21 protein-coding genes are annotated in these 19,148 nt (G+C 36.3%); 9 read left to right on the top strand and 12 right to left on the bottom strand.

Annotated elements, in window-relative coordinates; genetic code table 11:
- Positions 1–231: 231 nt before the first annotated feature.
- Entirely contained in the window at positions 232–585 is a 354-nt protein-coding gene (locus BUB45_RS05320) for a YlbF/YmcA family competence regulator (RefSeq protein ID WP_073006042.1), read from the bottom strand.
- 158 nt (positions 586–743) lie between these two features.
- Between BUB45_RS05320 and BUB45_RS05315 the strand changes: the two genes are divergently transcribed.
- Complete coding sequence (locus tag BUB45_RS05315; protein WP_073006041.1) at positions 744–1,643, top strand: PucR family transcriptional regulator; 900 nt, start codon at positions 744–746, stop codon at positions 1,641–1,643.
- A gap of 91 nt (positions 1,644–1,734) precedes the next feature.
- Complete coding sequence (locus BUB45_RS05310) at positions 1,735–2,832, top strand: ABC transporter ATP-binding protein (protein ID WP_073006039.1); 1,098 nt, start codon at positions 1,735–1,737, stop codon at positions 2,830–2,832.
- A 320-nt stretch (positions 2,833–3,152) separates the two neighbouring features.
- Here the strand turns inward: BUB45_RS05310 and BUB45_RS05305 are convergent, their stop codons facing one another.
- Positions 3,153–3,350 carry an alpha/beta-type small acid-soluble spore protein gene (locus BUB45_RS05305; protein WP_073006037.1) on the bottom strand — a complete coding sequence of 66 codons (198 nt, stop codon included), beginning with the start codon at positions 3,348–3,350 and terminating at the stop codon, positions 3,153–3,155.
- A 424-nt stretch (positions 3,351–3,774) separates the two neighbouring features.
- A complete protein-coding gene (fumC, locus tag BUB45_RS05300; RefSeq protein ID WP_073006035.1) occupies positions 3,775–5,160 on the bottom strand; it encodes a class II fumarate hydratase in 1,386 nt (461 codons plus the stop codon).
- A 289-nt stretch (positions 5,161–5,449) separates the two neighbouring features.
- Here fumC and BUB45_RS05295 point away from each other — a divergent pair, with 289 nt between their 5' ends.
- Positions 5,450–6,361, top strand: a complete 912-nt coding sequence (locus tag BUB45_RS05295) for a zinc dependent phospholipase C family protein (RefSeq protein WP_073006033.1) — start codon at positions 5,450–5,452, stop codon at positions 6,359–6,361.
- A gap of 30 nt (positions 6,362–6,391) precedes the next feature.
- Here BUB45_RS05295 and BUB45_RS05290 read toward each other — a convergent pair whose 3' ends face one another.
- Positions 6,392–7,687, bottom strand: coding sequence for an MFS transporter (locus BUB45_RS05290; RefSeq protein WP_073006031.1), 1,296 nt, complete (start codon positions 7,685–7,687; stop codon positions 6,392–6,394).
- A gap of 317 nt (positions 7,688–8,004) precedes the next feature.
- Here BUB45_RS05290 and BUB45_RS05285 point away from each other — a divergent pair, with 317 nt between their 5' ends.
- The 4 genes from BUB45_RS05285 to BUB45_RS20110 all read left to right on the top strand — a co-directional run bounded on the left by BUB45_RS05285 (position 8,005) and on the right by BUB45_RS20110 (position 10,249).
- Positions 8,005–8,733 carry a MerR family DNA-binding transcriptional regulator gene (locus tag BUB45_RS05285; RefSeq protein ID WP_073006029.1) on the top strand — a complete coding sequence of 243 codons (729 nt, stop codon included), beginning with the start codon at positions 8,005–8,007 and terminating at the stop codon, positions 8,731–8,733.
- 21 nt (positions 8,734–8,754) lie between these two features.
- A complete protein-coding gene (locus BUB45_RS05280; protein ID WP_073006028.1) occupies positions 8,755–9,363 on the top strand; it encodes a GNAT family N-acetyltransferase in 609 nt (202 codons plus the stop codon).
- 260 nt (positions 9,364–9,623) lie between these two features.
- The gene (locus tag BUB45_RS20115; RefSeq protein WP_176087306.1) at positions 9,624–9,773 is read left to right on the top strand and encodes a hypothetical protein; all 150 of its coding nucleotides are present in this window, start codon (positions 9,624–9,626) and stop codon (positions 9,771–9,773) included.
- A 299-nt stretch (positions 9,774–10,072) separates the two neighbouring features.
- Positions 10,073–10,249: a hypothetical protein gene (locus BUB45_RS20110; protein ID WP_212590746.1), complete on the top strand. Its 177-nt coding sequence runs from the start codon at positions 10,073–10,075 to the stop codon at positions 10,247–10,249.
- Positions 10,250–10,353: 104 nt separating this feature from the next.
- Here the strand turns inward: BUB45_RS20110 and BUB45_RS05275 are convergent, their stop codons facing one another.
- Positions 10,354–10,587: an IDEAL domain-containing protein gene (locus BUB45_RS05275; protein WP_073006026.1), complete on the bottom strand. Its 234-nt coding sequence runs from the start codon at positions 10,585–10,587 to the stop codon at positions 10,354–10,356.
- A gap of 311 nt (positions 10,588–10,898) precedes the next feature.
- On the opposite strand from BUB45_RS05275, the gene BUB45_RS05270 reads away from it, so the two are divergent.
- A complete protein-coding gene (locus BUB45_RS05270) occupies positions 10,899–11,771 on the top strand; it encodes a cation diffusion facilitator family transporter (RefSeq protein ID WP_073006024.1) in 873 nt (290 codons plus the stop codon).
- A gap of 317 nt (positions 11,772–12,088) precedes the next feature.
- Here BUB45_RS05270 and BUB45_RS05265 read toward each other — a convergent pair whose 3' ends face one another.
- From BUB45_RS05265 to BUB45_RS20105, 3 genes are all read right to left on the bottom strand, one after another.
- Positions 12,089–12,379: an AzlD domain-containing protein gene (locus tag BUB45_RS05265; RefSeq protein WP_073006023.1), complete on the bottom strand. Its 291-nt coding sequence runs from the start codon at positions 12,377–12,379 to the stop codon at positions 12,089–12,091.
- Positions 12,376–13,059, bottom strand: a complete 684-nt coding sequence (locus BUB45_RS05260) for an AzlC family ABC transporter permease (protein WP_073006212.1) — start codon at positions 13,057–13,059, stop codon at positions 12,376–12,378. The genes BUB45_RS05265 and BUB45_RS05260 overlap by 4 nt, the downstream gene beginning before the upstream one ends.
- Before the next feature lie 285 nt (positions 13,060–13,344).
- Positions 13,345–13,545 carry a hypothetical protein gene (locus BUB45_RS20105; protein WP_212590745.1) on the bottom strand — a complete coding sequence of 67 codons (201 nt, stop codon included), beginning with the start codon at positions 13,543–13,545 and terminating at the stop codon, positions 13,345–13,347.
- A 206-nt stretch (positions 13,546–13,751) separates the two neighbouring features.
- Here BUB45_RS20105 and nhaC point away from each other — a divergent pair, with 206 nt between their 5' ends.
- Complete coding sequence (gene nhaC, locus BUB45_RS05255) at positions 13,752–15,128, top strand: Na+/H+ antiporter NhaC (RefSeq protein ID WP_073006021.1); 1,377 nt, start codon at positions 13,752–13,754, stop codon at positions 15,126–15,128.
- 212 nt (positions 15,129–15,340) lie between these two features.
- On the opposite strand, the gene map is transcribed toward nhaC, so the two are convergent.
- The 4 genes from map to BUB45_RS05235 all read right to left on the bottom strand — a co-directional run bounded on the left by map (position 15,341) and on the right by BUB45_RS05235 (position 19,038).
- Positions 15,341–16,093, bottom strand: a complete 753-nt coding sequence (gene map, locus BUB45_RS05250) for a type I methionyl aminopeptidase (RefSeq protein ID WP_073006019.1) — start codon at positions 16,091–16,093, stop codon at positions 15,341–15,343.
- Between the two features lie 459 nt (positions 16,094–16,552).
- On the bottom strand, positions 16,553–16,660 hold the full coding sequence (locus tag BUB45_RS05245; protein WP_073006017.1) for a YjcZ family sporulation protein: 108 nt from the start codon (positions 16,658–16,660) through the stop codon (positions 16,553–16,555).
- A 175-nt stretch (positions 16,661–16,835) separates the two neighbouring features.
- On the bottom strand, positions 16,836–17,594 hold the full coding sequence (locus BUB45_RS05240) for a (S)-benzoin forming benzil reductase (protein ID WP_073006015.1): 759 nt from the start codon (positions 17,592–17,594) through the stop codon (positions 16,836–16,838).
- Between the two features lie 76 nt (positions 17,595–17,670).
- Positions 17,671–19,038 carry a dipeptidase gene (locus BUB45_RS05235; RefSeq protein WP_073006013.1) on the bottom strand — a complete coding sequence of 456 codons (1,368 nt, stop codon included), beginning with the start codon at positions 19,036–19,038 and terminating at the stop codon, positions 17,671–17,673.
- Positions 19,039–19,148: the final 110 nt, after the last annotated feature.

Raw genomic sequence — 19,148 nt, 5'->3', positions numbered from 1 at the left:
ATAACCGAATAGTCACTTTTGCCACCAATCGATGAACAACGAGAGGCCTTCGCTCCATTGCCCTAAGATAAACCATCATCGGTTCGTCCCTAAGAGGAAGGCAGGCTAAAAACGGGATTGCCATCAGGCGTCAGCGTATCCCTGTTTTAATGGCATAATTCCTTTATCTCCATTAATACCATCCATTCACTACGTTACTTAACGGACACCCCACGCCTTTATTGTGGTGTCCTATGCGTTTGCTTCTGGGCCGTAAAGCTCTTCTAAAGGTTTCGTAATAATTCGACTAATATCATTAATTACCATATTAAGCCGTTGTTCCTCTTCCATCAATTTAGAAATTGCTTCATGTTGCTGAACAACTTCAACAACTTGCCTTGCTTTTTCTACTTCTTCTTCCGATATTTCCTGACCTTGCATTTGTTTTTCTTGTAAAGTCATTTGTGTTTCTCGAAAGTTATCAAACATCTGTTTAGCAGATGAGTCGTTCATCACTTCATCATAAGCTTGTTTTAAAGCCTTAAACTCTTCACTTTCACGGATTGCTGTTTCTAATTCATATGCACTATCATAAATATTTGGCAAAATTGTTCCTCCTTCGAATCACTTTCTCATTTACTATAACAAACGAAGCCTTTCATGTATACCGTTTGTTTTAAGACAGGCTATTAGGTATTTTATTTTTTAAACTTGCTTTTACTGCTATAATGTAAAAAACAGCTTCTTAAAAAGGGGTTTTCAACATGAACGAACGTCTAAAAAAAATATTTCCTAATCTTATTATAGAACCAAAAGACGCCTCGCCAACATCAACCGTATATAAATGGTTTTTATTACAAAATGGTACGAAAGTAGGTATTCCTAAACAAGACTTAACAGATAAAGATATACATTTATTAGCAACATTTCTTACCCCTTACCGAGCCAACCTGCCACATCCCACGAAAAAAGAAATACGATGGCAAAGCATTGTCGAACAATCCATTGAACACGTCCCAACTGAGCCATTAACCTCCTACCGATTTGTTTATTTTTCTATGAAGGAAAAACAAATTGAACCGTTGATGTTTAAAGAATCGGTTCAAACACTATTCGATTATGAAATAGCCATTTTATGGAAAAACAGAAATGAAGGGGTATTTATTGAAGAAAAGATGGGAGCCCAAGATGAAAGCATTCCATATGAACAAATCATTGATGTATTAATGAATGACTTATCTGTAAACATACGCTTTTTAGTAGGACCTTATTTAAATAGCTATCAACAAGCAAGTATTCAATATATGCATATATTGACCTACGCGAAAACGGCGTTCAAATATGCAACTAAAGCCGTTTTAAAATATCAAGAAGCATTGCCCTACATATTGTTAGAACAAACGGATGACACATTTCAACATCACTTGTCTGAAGTGGCTTTGCAAGAATTTGCGACCGATAAAGACTTTTTACAAACCATACGTACTTTTTTACAATGTAACTTGAATATATCCGTTACAGCCAAAAAATTATATATGCACAGAAATAGCTTACAATATCGAATAGATAAATTTATTGAAAAAACTGGAATTGATCTTCGGCAATTTCACGAGGCCGTCACTGTCTATTTTGCACTTCTAGCAAACATGCACAAAGACGAATAATATCTTTGTGCATGTTTGCTATTTTCGATTTCCTAACTTTTATCTATACTTAAGTTAGCTAATCAAACGCTTTCAAATCGGAGGAATAAAAATGGCTGAACTACGCTTAGAACATATTCAAAAAGTTTACGACAAAAAAAATGTTGCCGTTGATGACTTTAATCTTCATATCCAAGATAAAGAATTTATTGTCTTTGTTGGTCCATCTGGTTGTGGTAAATCAACAACGCTTCGTATGATTGCAGGATTAGAAGAAATTTCTGATGGCGACTTCTACATTGACGATAAGAAAATGAATGACGTAGCACCTAAAGATCGAGATATTGCAATGGTATTTCAAAACTATGCGCTATACCCTCATATGAATGTCTATGACAACATGGCATTTGGCTTAAAGCTAAGAAAATTTAAAAAAGATGAAATTGATAAGCGTGTAAAGAACGCTGCAAAAATATTAGGGCTAGAACCTTACTTGGATCGTAAGCCAAAAGCATTGTCCGGGGGACAGCGACAAAGGGTAGCGCTAGGAAGAGCTATCGTTCGTGATGCAAAAGTATTCTTAATGGATGAGCCTTTGTCCAACCTTGACGCAAAACTACGTGTGCAAATGCGTGCTGAAATTCAAAAGCTACATCGTCGCTTGCAAACAACTACGATTTATGTTACTCATGATCAAACAGAAGCGATGACAATGGCAACACGACTTGTTGTTATGAAAGACGGAATCATTCAACAAATTGGTGCCCCAAAAGATGTTTATGACAATCCTGATAATGTATTCGTCGGTGGTTTTATCGGATCACCTTCTATGAACTTCTTTACTGGAAAATTATCCGAAACACATTTTGAAATTGGTGATACGAAAATTGCAGTGCCTGAAGGGAAATTAAAGCCATTACGTGAACAAGGATATATAAATAAAGAAGTTACTTTAGGTGTTCGACCTGAAGATATCCATGATGAGCCAGTGTTTATTGAAGCATCTCCAGAAACAAAGATTACCGCTACCATAGAGGTGGCTGATTTAATGGGTGCTGAAACCTTCCTTTATTCCAAGATTAATGAGCAAGATTTCATCGCTCGCATTGATTCGAGAACAGATATTAATGTCGGCTCCAACATTGATTTAGCACTTGATATGAATAAAGCGCACTTTTTTGATATTGAAACAGAATTACGTATTCATTAAGAACATAGGCACGGAGCACCTGTTTAGCAACGTAGCGACTGAAACGAATTAACGAAAGTTTTAGGAATCATGCTCCTGCAACAGAAATATGCTGGTGCTCTTCGGCAAGCCCGTCTTTAGTCGGCCTTCCTATTTAGAACGAACCGATGATGACTTGTCGTAGGGCAATGGAGTGAAGTCGCCTATTTGCTGGGAGCTGAAACCGGACGTCGCTATTCGGTTATTTTTGTTATACAAAAGTACCTCATTTTATAATTTCTTATCTTTAAAAATAGGGAAAAGCTTCTTTTATGAGGCTTTTCCCTTTTCACCATTCATATTTATGCTTTTGGTCCTAATTGTTGTTGTGCTGTTTGCACAAGTCGTTTCGTAATCTCTCCTCCAACTGATCCATTAGCACGAGAAGTAGAATCTGGACCTAAATTCACACCAAATTCTTGAGCAATTTCATACTTCATTTGATCAAGAGCCTGCTGTACGCCAGGAACGACTAGCTGATTTGAACTGTTTCTAGCCATATTTATCACCTCCTGTACCTATAGTGTGAGCAGAATTTCTTTACTTATGATAAATTAGAGTTGGTAAATAATAGGGTTATTTCTGAAAAGGCGGGTTGCGTTGCATATAAAATCGCTGTTATTTATTATTGCGTGAATATGCAATAGCTCTTACAGACCTAAAAAAAAATTGGATAGCGTCAAGTATCAATAAATAAAGCCTCTTTTTGCTCAAACTCTAAAAAATCTGCTATTATGAAGAACATTGTGCTTTTTGCGGTCGTTCCTGTTTGTATGGAGTAGAAAAATTGGATTATCCTCGTCTCTTAGCAACAAAATTTACCGACCGTTTACTTATACTAAACGAGATATTCATGCTTTCTTATGATGCATAAAAAGGCTGTTGCACCATCAGAGTCTGATAGCGCAACAGCCCATTGTTCATTTACTTTGGATAGGTCATTTCCTTAGGATTTACATATTGTTCGAACTGTTCTTCGGTAAGTAAACCTAATTTGACTGCTGTATCTTTCAAGGTTGCATTATTTTCAAAAGCAGCTTTGGCTATTTTAGCTGCATTCTCATATCCAATATGTGGATTTAATGCTGTTACTAACATTAAAGAATCTTTTAAGTTTTTGTCAATATTCTCTAAGTTTGGTTCAATTCCTTTTGCACAACGCTCATCAAATGATACTATGCTATCTGCCAGAAGCTCACAAGATTGTAAGAAATTATATGCGATTACTGGTTTGAAGACATTTAATTCAAAATTACCTTGACTAGCAGCAATACCAATAGTTGCATCATTTCCCATCACTTGGGTGGCAACCATCGTAACTGCTTCGCTTTGCGTTGGGTTTACCTTGCCTGGCATGATGGAACTTCCTGGTTCATTCGCTGGAATATTAATTTCTCCAATCCCACATCTTGGTCCACTTGCAAGCCAGCGCACATCATTAGCTATTTTCATTAAATCAGCAGCCAACGCCTTTAAAGCTCCATGCGCATAAACAGACTCATCGTGACTCGTTAAAGCGTGAAATTTATTCGGAGCGGAAATAAAGTTTTTACCAGTGGTAGCATTTATCTGTTTACACACGTGCTCCGAAAATTCTGGATGAGCGTTTAAACCTGTACCAACAGCGGTGCCGCCTATTGCTAGCTCTTTTAAATAAGTAGTACTTTGCTCAATCATCATTTCTGATTTTTCAAGCATGCGATGCCAACCGCTAATTTCCTGTCCTAATGTAAGGGGTGTAGCATCTTGCAAGTGTGTTCGACCAATTTTTACAATATCTTGATAGTTGTCCATCTTTACTTTCAATGTATCTTTTAATGTGCGTAAAGCAGGCAGAACTTTATCCTCCAGCTTCAATACAAAAGCTATATGCATTGCTGTAGGATATGTATCATTAGAACTTTGAGACTTATTCACATCATCATTAGGATGTAAAGTCCATTCACTTCCTTGTTCTTTCAACCACTTGTTCCCTACATGTGCAATAACTTCATTCACATTCATGTTTGATTGTGTACCGCTACCTGTTTGCCATACTACCAAAGGAAAGTGTTCTGTTAATTCACCTCGAACAATTTGATCTGCAGCTACTTCAATTGCTTCCGCTTTTTTTGGTTCCATAAGACCTAGTTCTTTATTTGCAAGAGCTGCACTTTTTTTTAAAATCGCAAACGCTTTAATTATTTCTAATGGCATTGTCTCTTTACCAATAGGAAAGTTCTGTTTACTTCTTTGTGTTTGCGCCCCCCAATATTTTTCTTTTGGTACATGAATTTCTCCAAGCGTATCTTTTTCTATACGGTACTCCATTGTACATATCCTCCCTATGTTAAATACTCCATTTCTATTGTATCAGAAAATAGCTTAAATTTAATTATAAAGCCTGCCTACATTAACAATTATACTTTTTATTATCTTTTTTTAAAAAAACTTTCTGGTGATAAGCCAAGTTTTTCTATGGGACACAAAATTGTACGGGCTTTTTATTCCCTTCTTTGAAGAATATCTTTTATAATATGTAAAAGATGCCTTCCATAAATTTTATGCACAGTAAGGATATTTGCTTTTGTTAGAGAGTACTTTGAAGGAGGATTCAGTCATGCCCAATATTTGGACTCATATTATGTTTTGTGAAGAAATGGCTGATGCGGTAACAAAGACCCATCAATTTCCAAGTTACGAACCCATGATGAAATTAGGCGCCCAAGGACCTGATCCTTTCTTTTATCACCGTTTTTGGCCATGGATGAAAGAGGGAAAAGCTCAAGAAATAGGCTTAGCATTACATGAAACAAAATGTGGGCCATTTTTACTTGATTTAATACACACAGCTAAAACCATGGATAATCAAGTAAAAGCTTATGTATTTGGCTTCATTACACATCATATATTGGATCGCAATACACATCCATACATTCATTACTACGCAGGTTATGAAGGGAATAAACATCAAAAATTAGAAATCATTATTGATACGTTAATGCTGCATAAGTTCAATAACTTAAAGACATGGAAAACACCGGTTTATAAAGAAATTGACGTTGGAAGGAAATTAGATAAACAAATTGTTCACTTACTTTATCAAATAATTAATAAACACTATCCAGAGTTAAAAGCAACTCCATTCTATATTCAAAAATCATATAAAGATATGAAATTAGCCTTAAAAATATTATCAGATCCATATGGGTGGAAGAACCGTCTCTTCCCTTCCCTTATTTCATCCTATTCTCATCAACCGGTGGAAAATGAGAAGGATTATTTGAATGAGAAAAAAAATACTTGGTATCACCCCGCAACTAGAGAACCAAGCAACAAAAACTTTATTGAACTATATCAACAGGCAAAAACAGAAGGTGTAAAAATCTTAACTACTGTCCATAGTTATTGGAAAGAACAACATGATGAGCTGTATCATGAGTTAGCTCTGCAAATTGGCAACATATCTTATGATACTGGCAAGAGTCTTGCGTTAAAACTAGCCAACCAATATGCTGATCCAATTGTATAGGTACATTTAAATCATGTACTTTGCATGTGGCTATTTTAGTATAACCCCAGCTTCTGAAGCGGGGTTTTGCCTTGCAGCGTCCGCAATACCTTTTTCTATATTCACAAACTTTAATAAAAGGATACCGCCAATGAAAAAGACAAGTAACGAGATAATTCCATAGCGGCTTGATCCTGATAGCTGCCCCACAAGCCCAAATAAGAACGGTCCAAAAATAGCAGCAAACTTAGAGGAAATACCGTAAAAGCCAAAAAACTCAGCATGCTTATGTTCTGGAACCATTCGACCATAAATCGATCTACTTAACGACTGCGCTCCGCCTTGGACAACCCCTACACAAATAGCAAGCAAATAAAAATGCAAAGCGGATGTCATGAAATATCCAAGTAATACAATTCCTGTATATGCATATAAAGAAATCGACAGAGCTTTTTTTGCCGTTATTTTACTAGCAAGCCACCCAAAGAAAAAAGTACAAGGAATGCCTACAAACTGAGTAATCAATAAAGCTACAATTAAACTGTTTCCATCTATTCCAATGTCTCTTCCATAAATGGTAGCCATTTTTATAATGGTAGAAATGCCATCATTATACATCCAGAAAGCTAATAAAAAGATTAATAATTGTTTGTATTGTTTTATATCTTTAAATGTAGTACCAACTCTAGAAAAACCAATGGCTACATAAGATTTATCCCGTTTTACAGCTTGTTTCTTTTCTTCTTTAATATTACGAAAAAGTGGAAGTGAAAATAAAAACCACCATATTCCGACAGTTACAAAAGCTAGCTGACTTGCCGCTGTAGCATTTGAAATTCCAAACCAATCAAACTTTAAAATCATGAGTATGTTAATCGCTAAGAGCACTCCGCCACCTATATATCCCCAAGCAAAACCTGCAGCAGACACTTTATCCATATCGCCTTCTTTGGCGATTTCAGGTAAAAATGCATCGTAAAAAACATTCCCTCCTGAAAATCCAATCGTTCCAATAATGAGTAGTATGGACGCAAATATGTAGTCTCCTTCACCAACGAAAGCGAGTAAAATACTAGCGATCATTCCCATATAAGCAAAAAACTGCAAAAACTGCTTTTTCGCAGCTGAATAATCACTAATCGCCCCTAAGATTGGTGCTAAAATAGCTACGATTAATACAGCAAAAGATTGAGAATACCCCCAAAAGCTAGCCGCTAAGTTTTGATTTGCACCAACTGCTGCGACATCATAATAAAAAACCGGTAAAACCGCCGCCATAACCGTTGTCGCAAACGCAGAATTACCAAAATCGTAAAGCACCCAACTAAGGGTGGTCTTTTTCTTCATTTTGCTTCAACCTCCTTTTCAATTAGCATAACAAAAGTACGAATGAAAACGTCGGTTATTTACAAAAATTTAACACTTCTTTCCTATGTAACAAACATTCCCTTACGTAGTAACTGTACTTTTATTGTAATGCATAAAGTGATGCGTGAACAGTTATTTATATAATATTCTCACTATTAAAATTTTAGGTAAAAATTTTTGTACGTTTTTATTTTGCACTATTGACCTTAGAGTAACTCTAGGGTATATACTATAAGCCAAAGACGTGCGAAATTACAAGGATAGTAATAGACCACACATCTACGAGGAGGTGCAAGATGAAAGATACATACTCTGTTGGGGAAGTAGCAAAATTGCTTCAAATCTCCATTCATACCATTCGCTATTATGAAAAAGTTGGCTTACTTCCTAAAATAGAACGATTAGAAAATGGTTACCGTTATTTTAATACAGAATCGATATTACGCCTAAAAGGTATTGTTTTGCTTAGAGCGTGCGGAATGTCGATAGATAATATTTTAAAAATCCATCAAGATAATTCCATTGAAAATAATCTTAATTTAATGCTAGATACATCTAAAATGCTGGAAAGTCATATTGCAGAACTTCAAAATAAAAAAAGAGAGCTGGATGAAGCCATTATTGCCTCCGAAGAATTTCATACTACATCGAGTTCATCCATTGTAAAAGAGAAAATCACAGGATGGTTTACCCCTTACTTTAAAAATGAGATTTCTCTACCTGATTTTTTAGAGGATGACGATACAGCTTGGCTTCTCCAAGATGAAGAATTTGTTATGGGAAAAATGAACGCATCACAAGAATCGGAAGACTCCCTTTCATTGGAAGATCAGTTATATTTATGCTGTTACTTTTCATTTAATAATGAAGAAGCAATCGAACAAGCCTTAAAAAAGCTACTCGCTTATGCAGCAAATAAAAAGTATAATACGAAAGATTATGCTCTTTTGACAGTATTGTCGAAACCATCCATTTCCCTAGGACATCATTTAGCAGGACGACTGATGCTGGCATTACACAATTAAATTATTAAAGGAGACTATAACATGTATACCATTAAAAAAGGGTTTGACGAATTCAATAGACAAAGAGCAGCAAAACTTTATAGTGAAGCATTTGAGCGAAAATTTTCCAAAGTCGTTGGTAATAGAGAGGTTGTTGAAGGTCTGCTTGAACAATGTATGGACTCTCAGTTTTGTTTTGGTGCCTACAACGAAAACAACCAATTGGTAGGACTGATGGGGTTCCACGTTGACAATCAAGCTTTGATAAAATTAAAGATTTCTAGCTTCATTAAATCTTTTGGTGCTATTCGAGGGATCTATAAAGCATCTTTATTGCAATTGCTTTTTAATCACAAATCGGATAATGCCAAACAATTACTAATGAACGGTGTTGCTATTGAGTCTACTTATCGTGGCAGAGGCATCGGTAGTCAACTTTTCGAAGCGTTATTCACCTTTGTAAAAGCAGAGGGATATGAAAGTATAAAATTGCATGTTATTGATGAAAACCCACGAGCTAAAGCTCTCTACGAACGGCTTGGATTTGTACAAAAAAAACACGAAAAATTGCCTCGATGGGCGACAGATTTATTTGGTGTAAGCGGATTTTCTGCAATGGTATTACCAATAGGAGAAAAGGAAAAGAAATGAACATTCGTGTAAGACTTATATTAGGCGTAGGTATTGGTGTAATTTTAACGTTTTTAGCCAAGAAGTCTCCATCTTCAAGCGTGTGAAGGGTGAAATCCCAGCGGTAAGGTGGAGATGAATTGGCTTTCGGTCAAGTACGTCTTTAGACATGCTAATTGACCGAACGCATGTTACCATAAGAGCATGAAGTGTTCTTTGAAAACTGGATATATGAGGTTGCATGGAGAAACTAATAATGCGAAAACCAAGCGAATCCTTCCATGCGTAAAATATCCAAGGTACGAAAGAAACTCCGATTCGTCGGACATCTAGGGCAGGAACTTCCCGAAGTAACGCTCATGGAGACGAAAGGTTGCTTTCGTCGTGGAAATGAGAAGCTCCCACTTCAAGCGAAGCTAAGTGGTGAGTAGTTCACTTGTTGTTTTCCTTATTGCTCGGTTTCATGAATTCGAGATTCAATCCAAATAGAAAGTTCCAAGCTTCTGGAGTAAAGTTATCCGGGCCGTTATACTTACCTAAGTCCCCCACCTTATGATGTTGCTGTGTTTATACATGGAGACGGACCACATGATCGGACTTCAAATGGGGACTATGCATTTATAATGAACGCTTTACTAAAAAACAATATAGCTTGTTTCTCTTTTGATAAAGCAGGGGTAGGAGACTCTAAAAAGAAAGTTATAACACATATAAAGCGATTTTCAATGATATGGGCGAGACTTATGAATTGGTGATGCTATCGAATGCTACTCACAAACTTTTAGATGCGAAATATAATGGCCAACGAAAAATCTTGACACGTGACGCCTTTTTATGGGGAGATCGGTTTTATACTGATGAGGCACTGTTTACGTTAGTGGATTGGATCAAAAAGACGGTTGATTAATATTTAAAAGAAGGCATATCCATCGTTTGCTAAGTCTTTCTATTTGATAAAAATCACCAAAAAAGCCGCCCTACCAACCTGGCAAGGCAGCTACGTATTACTACTTATTCCCAAAGGAAGGTTTTATACGCTTTACTCCATTTCAAAAAATCGCTTTTATTCCCTTCATCAATGGAACGATTAATTTGTTTCTCAAGATATGCTTTATTATAATTAAAGCATATTTCATCCAAAAGCAGACGACTAGACAATCGCAGTTCAAACGTAATTTCTCGCTTCGCTTTTACCTTTTTTCCATTGTATCGAAAGAATTGATATACAATCTTCTGCTTTTTCATGGAACACTTCCCCCTTGTTCCTTTTCACTATTATCCTAAATTTTTAGAAAAATTTCAATAGGTAAGTGACGAAAAAATATAATTTCCTCTTTTTCCCTAATGAAACATCCTTCTATTCGCTCAATACATATAGTTGCATGCTTCAATTTTTCTCTAGACTCACCAGCACTGCCTTTGGTAGAATCTTAAAGGTATAGCTGAGGACTTTCGAAAGGAAGTTGTTTAAAGATGTATTGTTGGCATATGTTCAGCTGAAACTAAATCGTACATCAAACGTGCAGTTATGTGTCAGAAAACAGGAGGTCCGTATAATGAATCATTCGGATAACTTAAAAAAGGGAGAAAAAGGGGCTTGGATAAGCATCTTTGCGTATATCATATTGGCTGCTAGCAAATTAGTAATTGCTGCAATTGGAAATTCTGAAGCTTTACGTGCCGATGGATTGAACAACGCAACAGATGTTGTTGCTTCCATAGCTGTTTTAGTCGGTCTAAAAATATCTCGCAAACCACCAGATGAAGATCATCATTATGGACATTTCCGAGCAGAAACCATTGCTTCTTTATTTGCGGCTTTTATTATGATGTTAGTAGGAATTCAAGTAATTATAGAAACATTCCAATCTATCTTAAAGGCACATTATGCCCAGCCTGATATGCTAACAGCATGGACAGCATTAGTTGCCACTATCATCATGTTTATGGTTTATTTTTACAATTTACGTCTTTCTAAAGCCGTTTCAAGTTCTGCATTATATGCGGCTGCTCAAGATAACCGCTCCGACGCATTAGTTAGTATTGGTGCTTTTATCGGCATTATCGGTGCTCAGTTTGGTTTGTTTTGGCTAGACCCAATCGCAGGATTAGTCGTAGGTTTTATTATTTGTAAAACAGCTTGGGGTATTTTTAAAGATGCTACACATACATTAACAGATGGTTTTGATGAGAATCAAATAGAAAAAATAAAATCAAGTGTATTAAAAGATCCTGATGTAAAACAGTTGTATGATATTAAAGGAAGAATTCACGGTAATCAAGCATTTGTTGATATTACAATATTGGTTGACCCAAACCTTAATGTAGAAGAAAGCCATGCGATTACCGAACGAATTGAAAGATATTTATATAGGAATTACCATATCACACATGCGCAAATTCACATTGAACCTTACCGAAACTTTTAGAAAAAGGTTTAAAATCGACGGAGGGGGCATGTTCTTTCTGCATTGTTTACCTTATCCCTCCCTTGTCCTGTTAAAGGTGTCCATAGTAGTACATTATCTCCTATCTCTAGTTGGTAAAAGAAATTTGTGCGTAGTGTGTTTTTGTGTGTTAGGCACTTCTCCTCTCCCCACAGGACATGGCATTTTTTAGAGGAAGGTCACGTATACAAACACATACATGAGTTCAAAAATGGACCTACATCCAAACTCACAAAGCTGTTGTCTTTCTAAGGATGTCTGTCATTTTGTTACTCATACGTATATCCCAGCCTGTTTTACTATGTTAGTAAGTACACCGTTACAATAGCTGTAATAACGACAAGTATAATATGAACGCCTAAGTATGCTAATAGAATAGCAACAATACCACCAAACAAGCCGATATGCGGTTCATCTGCTTTTACTGACATAATCCCCGGAAAAATGAGCGCCCCTAACGCAGCATATGGAATAGCATTCAGCCATCGATTTACCCAATCCCGAAATTGCAGTTTATCTACAATAAAAGCTGGTATTACTCTAGGAATCATCGTTACCAGTGCCATCCCGGCTACAATAAACAGCATCATGCTTGTTCCCCCTTTAGGAAATAAATTCCACTTAACCCACCTAATAAAGTACCTAATACAATTGCCCAACCTGTACTCATTCCTAGTTGTACACAGATTGCGTTAATGAGCATAGCTAAAACAGCGATTAATGCCACTTGTTTATTTTTTTTCACAGAAGGCATTAAAAGACCAATAAACATGGCATAAAGAGCAATACCCATGCTCTGGCTTAACCTTTCAGGAATAATTTCTCCAATTATTCCTCCTAAAAAAGAACCAATAACCCATGAGAGATAGGCAGTGAGAATAATTGCACCATAAAAATAAACGCCATGCTTCATACTTGCTTTTTTTGGATACATAGCAGTAACTGCAAAGGTTTCATCTGTTAGTCCCATCGACATGGGAAGTTTCCATTTTAATTCTAACCCTCGCAATCGATTCATAAAAGCAAAACTCATCACAAAATGACGAAAATTGAGTACGAAAGTTGCCACAATAATTTCAAGTGCTCCAGCTCCTACCGCTATCATATTCGCCGCCATAAATTGACTAGCTCCAGCAAACACAAGCACGCTCATTAATGTCAGTTCTGTTAGCGACATCCCTGCCTGTTTTGCCAATACACCGTATGTTATTGCTATTGGAATATATCCAACCATAATGGGAAAGCCCTTAGCGAACCCTTTTTGTATCATAGCTGAAGGAGATTCATTATATCCTTCTCCATAGTTCGTATCCAACACGTCTCCCCCCCAAAAATATAATTTTTGCTATTATACCTTAAAGTAAATAAATTAAAAAGGTTAACTTCTGTAAATTTTGTATTGACAAAATTGCAATTCACAGTTATATTCAATAATAATCTTCTTAAATTATTTTGTTGCAACAATGATTTTTGAAAAACTTATCTATCGTGTAAAAATAAGCGTGCACGCTTCATTTAAATCAATATAAACAATTTAAACATTAAATATGACTTATCATAAAAACAACATAATACAACCTTGAATGATAGTAGACATTTTCTGAGCAGCTATGATAGAGACAGAGTGGTTGGTGTAAACTCTGGCAGGAATTTGATCGAAGTACACATTCGCTTGTAAAAGGTAGAATAAATCGAGCGGCTGGTGTATATACCAGCAAGTTGGGTGGTAACGCGGAGTTAAGCTTCGTCCCTTCATGAGGGATGGGGCTTTTTTGTATTTATATAATGCCTTTTTCGCATTATTACGATTATATGCATCTAACAATTATTTGAAAAACTTGGCTATTGTCAAGTCTTGATGCTCCATAGCCTTGTTTTTTCTTATACTATAAACTAAAAAATCCCATACTTGCCTATAGTGCAAAAAATAACTTCAAAGACAGACAGAAAGGAATGATAATCATGTTTCCAATTCAACCAAAACATCAACCAACTTTATTAGGTGCCATTGCATTTTTTATTATCATTGTTAGTTTAATTAGCTTCTTTATTATTAAGCTGGGAACAAATCCACATATTCCAATTATTTTAGGTATTTTTCTATTACTTGCCTACGGTCTTATTTGCAAGATATCGTTTATTGATTTACAACATGGTCTAGTAGAAGGTGCTAAAACGGGAATGGGTGCAGTATTTCTATTTTTTGTCATTGGTATTCTAATTAGCAGTTGGATGATTAGCGGCACTATTCCAGCACTCATTAACCTTGGCTTTTCTTTTATTGGCACTACTTGGTTCTATGCTGTCGTATTTTCGATTACAGCAATTATCGGCGTCTCTATGGGAAGTTCATTAACAACAACTGCCACAATTGGAGTAGCTTTTATTGGTATGGGGGATGCTATGGGAGCATCAATGGCGATTACAGCAGGTGCTATTGTTTCAGGAGCTTTTTTTGGAGATAAAATGTCACCCCTTTCCGATACGACGAATCTTGCGTCAACTGTAGTAGGCGTAGATTTGTTTGAGCATATTAAGCATATTAGTTTAACGACAATTCCTGCCTTTATTATTTCGTTTATTATATTCGCTTTCCTCTCACCAGAAGCAACTTCAACATCTATCGGAAGTGGAAAAGCGTATCAAGAAGCTTTGGAGGCAACGAATTTAATTCATTGGACTTCTTGGATTCCTCTAATTGTACTAATAATATGTACGTATTTCCGGATACCAGCCTTCATTTCTATTTCGCTTAGTAGCTTAGTTGCTACAGCTTTTGCCGCCTTTACAAGCAATCTAGCGTGGAATGAAATTTGGAGCATTTGGTTTAATGGTTACACTGCGACAACAGATTTTGAACCAGTTAATTCGCTGCTTACAAAAGGTGGAATGAACAGTATGCTGTTTACGATCTCCTTAGTTATTTTGGCTTTAGGGTTTGGTGGTTTATTATTTGTAACTGGAATCATTCCTACATTACTATTAACATTACAAGAAAAATTAAAACGCGTCCGTTCTATTGTCGTTTCAACAGCAGCAACAGCTATTGGAGTAAATATTTTAATTGGTGAACAATATCTCTCGATCATGCTAACAGGCGAAACGTACAAAACGATTTACACAAAAGCGAAACTACCAAAGAAAGTGCTAGCACGTACTTTAGAAGATGCTGGGACGGTTATTAATCCACTCGTACCATGGAGTGTATGTGGGGTATTTATTGCTGATGTTCTAGGTGTCTCTGTCTTAGCCTATTTACCATTTGCTTTTTTCTGCCTGTTAAGTCCCATTATTACGATGATTTTCAGCGGAAAGTCATTTGAAACTTCCAAAAAATAAACAAGATGCTTTCACTTTCATAACCGTATAAAGCTAAAGCAATAAAAACAGTAGCAACTCGTGGATAGTGTTAAACTTCATCGGCTTTTCATGAAACTCAAGCGAAATGATAATAAACTGCAGCGACTTTACTAATTTCCTACTTTATAGTATAAGCAAAACTACGGCTACCGCCATAACAGCTTGGCGATAACCGTAGTTTTGCTAAAAAATCATTTATCTTGCTCTGTAAGTATAATGGGTTCATCTTTTGTTATTACTATCGTATGCTCATACTGTGCAGAACGCCCCTGATCAATGGTTCTGGCAGTCCAATTATTGCTATCCATTTGACTATGCCAGCTTCCCTCATTAATCATAGGCTCTATCGTAATAACCATCCCTTCTTTTAAACGTAATCCTTTATTTGGTAACCCAAAATGAGGGATGTGTGGGTCTTCATGAAGAGTTGGACCAATACCGTGACCGGTGAAATCACGCACAACGGAAAAGCCCTCTTCTTCTGCATATTGCTGAATGGCGTGACCAATGTCGCCAATTCTCTTGCCAGCACGTGCTTGCTCTATTCCTTTATACAACGATGTTTTTGTAACTTCCATCAAACGAAGACCTTTCTCATCTACATTCCCAACCGCATATGTCCATGCAGAGTCGGCAAGCCCTCCATCGACGTTTACAACCATGTCAATCGTTACAATGTCCCCATCGTTTAGCTTTTCGTGGCGAGGAAAACCATGACAAATTTCATCGTTAATAGAGGCACATATAGCATAAGGATATCCATTAAACCCTTTTTGCTCAGGGGTTGCACCATGTTTTCGTAAAAATGATTCTGTAAATGCATCAATTTCCATCGTCGTCATTCCAGGCTTTATTAATTTTGCAATTTCTTTATGGCATTTTACTAATACATTAGCAGCTTTTTGCATTTGTTCTATTTCACGTTTACTTTTTCTTGTAATCATTACATATCCTCTCTTTCCTGTTCGTCTTTAGATAGTCAATTTTTTTGCCTTAAAGCAACTAGTCAAGGTACGTTTACAATAGAAATGCACCGTTACATTATAAGCATTTGCGCACACAACTGGCAGTAAGACATCTACTTCATTAAACAAGGAGAAGTTGCAGATGATCCAACTGCCAGTAATAAACAAGTTTGTAGTCTACAATCAGAAAATTGTAGGATAACGTACTAGTTGAATGATTGTACTATTCGTTTGCAATTTTCACCCATATAAAAGTGTATCATAAATGAAGAAAATCTAAAACGAATTAGACACATTATCAATATAAGTGTGCATTCAAGTAGTTTGGCTTACTGCCAAGTGTTATGGTTAAAGCTGTAGTTTTTCTTATACTATAAAGCTTTAAACTTTTACACTTTCCTATAGTAAAAAAATGCAGAGAGTCTTCTCTGCATTTTTTTAGCAACATCCGTATCCTGTGTAAGCAGTACCGATAATAATTAATAAAATAAATAGTACAACTAATAAGGCGAAACCTCCGCCATAACCGTAACCTTCTTTACCCATTCAGTCCCCTCCTCTGTCAATAACTAATGTATTATATGACAGTTAATTAAAAATGGGAGAGAAACAGTAAAATATGGGCAGTATATATTCATAATTAGAAAAACTTGACAGGTAAAAACTAACAAATCATATCATCATAAACTTCTTCCAATTCTTCAAATTTTGACATTAGCTCTTAAGATAAATAATCCCGCGCATAATAAATTCGTCCATTTTCTATGTTATTGTCTAACATGATTTCTGTAGCTATAGAGGCAATTTTTCCTGCTTGTTGCAACCGTTTAGTTTCATAGTACGCTTTAAATGTGTCTACTGCTTGAAATGCAGATTTTTCACTTGAACGAATCTGTGCTTGCATCTCCGTATCCATAACACCTGGACTGAAAGCAACGATAGTATGTTTTGTATTTAGCTCATCTTGCTCTTTAGCAATGGTTTTTGTATACATGTTTACACTAGCCTTAGAACTACAATAAGCAGTCCATCCAAACGTCGGTTTTTCAGCAGCACCAGAAGTCACTGTTAAACAAGTTAGTGGAATATCTTTTTGATTCGCAAACTGTAAGAACAAATTCGTTAATGCCATTGGCGCGACAGCATTAATCTGAAAATGGTAATTTAAAGACGTAGGTGATATATGAGCTCCCTGATTAATCGGTTCAATGACGGCTGCATTATTCACAAGATAAAGCTTTGTAACGTCATTTTCCATATGCTTTGTAGTGATTGTATCAAGTAGCGTTTCTAGATTTGCTACATCCACTAAATCATAAGTAACACTTTGAAAAGTAACCTTATATTTATCGGCTACACTGTGTAAATCAATAATCTTACTGCGGGAAATACCGATTACATGTACACCGTAACTCAATAACAACTTAGCTATTTCTTTTCCCAACCCTTGTGAAGCGCCTGTAACAATTGCATAATCCATGAACCATCCTACTCTCATAAAAAATTGTTTCCATATGTTACTTGCAAAAATTAATCATTTAGTTGAGATAACCACTTTAATTACCTACTGAATTCCAGTAATAGACAATGGTTTCCATCCCTTTATCAAAGCTATCCAAAGGAAAACTCTCATTAGGTGCATGTAGACGATCTTCTGGTGTTCCAAAGCCTAGTAATACAATAGGGATACCATATATGGATTCTATCCACTCTACTACAGGTATAGAGCCACCCATTCTTACATACACTGTCTCAGCTTGAAAAGCTTTTGTATATGCTTCTGCTGCTTTTTTTATTAAGGGATGATCCGGTTCTACTTTATACGCTTTAGCGGATAATTTTTCTTTTTCCACATGAACTTCAACACCTGACGGCGCTACCTTATAAATATGATCTTCCAATAGTTGTTGAACTATTTCAGGATCTTGTCCAGGTACTAGACGACAAGTTATTTTAGCTGTTGCCGAAGAAGGAATAATTGTCTTCGTGCCTTCCCCTTGGTAGCCACCAAATATTCCATTTACCTCAAAAGTTGGGCGGCCCATTGTATGTTCGACTGGTGTATATCCTTTTTCTGAAACAGTTTGATTTACGCCAGAGGACTTAGCATAATCTTCACTAGGTACAGCTGCCATCATTTTTCGCTCTTCAATAGATAGAGGCTCTACACCATCATAAAAGCCATCGACTGTAATAAACTCTTCTTCATTTTTCATGGAGGATAAAATGTGGCTTAATGCCATAATTGGATTTCTAATTGCCCCACCATACATGCCAGAATGTAAATCATGGTCCGGCCCTTTTACGGTAATCTCCAATCCTGTGAATCCTTTTAAGCCATACAAAATGGTTGGCTGATTTTTAGCAACCATCCCCGAATCAGATATCACTGCAAAATCTGCCGTAAACTGCTCTCGGTATTCTTGCAATATGTTATATAAATTCTCACTACCAATTTCTTCTTCACCTTCAATACATACTTTAACGTTCACAGGTAGTTTTCCTTCTGTTTTTAAAAAAGCTTCAAATACGGCCAAATGCATAAATACTTGTCCCTTGTCGTCACTTGCACCTCGTGCATATAGCCTTCCGTCTCTAATTTCTGGTTGGAATGGGTCACTATGCCATAATTCCATTGGATCAGCTGGTTGCACATCATAATGTCCATAGAACAACACCGTCGGCGCATCTTTTCCAGCGCTATTGTATTCACCATAAACAAGCGGATGGTTATTTGTTGACTGTTTCTCAGCGGAGTCAAAGCCAATCTCTTGCAAATATGTAACAATGAAGTCTGCTGCTTTTTCCATATCTTCCTTATAATCGCTATCTGTGCTAATACTAGGTATTTCTAAGAATTTAAACAGCCGTTTCAGAAAATATGATCGATTTTTTTTTAAGTATAGCAATACTTGTTCACTCATGACGGAGCCCCCTTTAGGTAATTATATATATTTTAGCATATTCTTATTATTTTACTAAAGAGAGCACTTTCTTTGTTCCTGTATTTATTAAACGTAATCATTTCCCGGGA

This window comes from Virgibacillus chiguensis, assembly GCF_900129865.1.
Classification (GTDB): Bacteria; Bacillota; Bacilli; order Bacillales; family Amphibacillaceae; genus Virgibacillus; species Virgibacillus chiguensis.
This window is presented reverse-complemented; position numbering and strand designations above follow the sequence as displayed.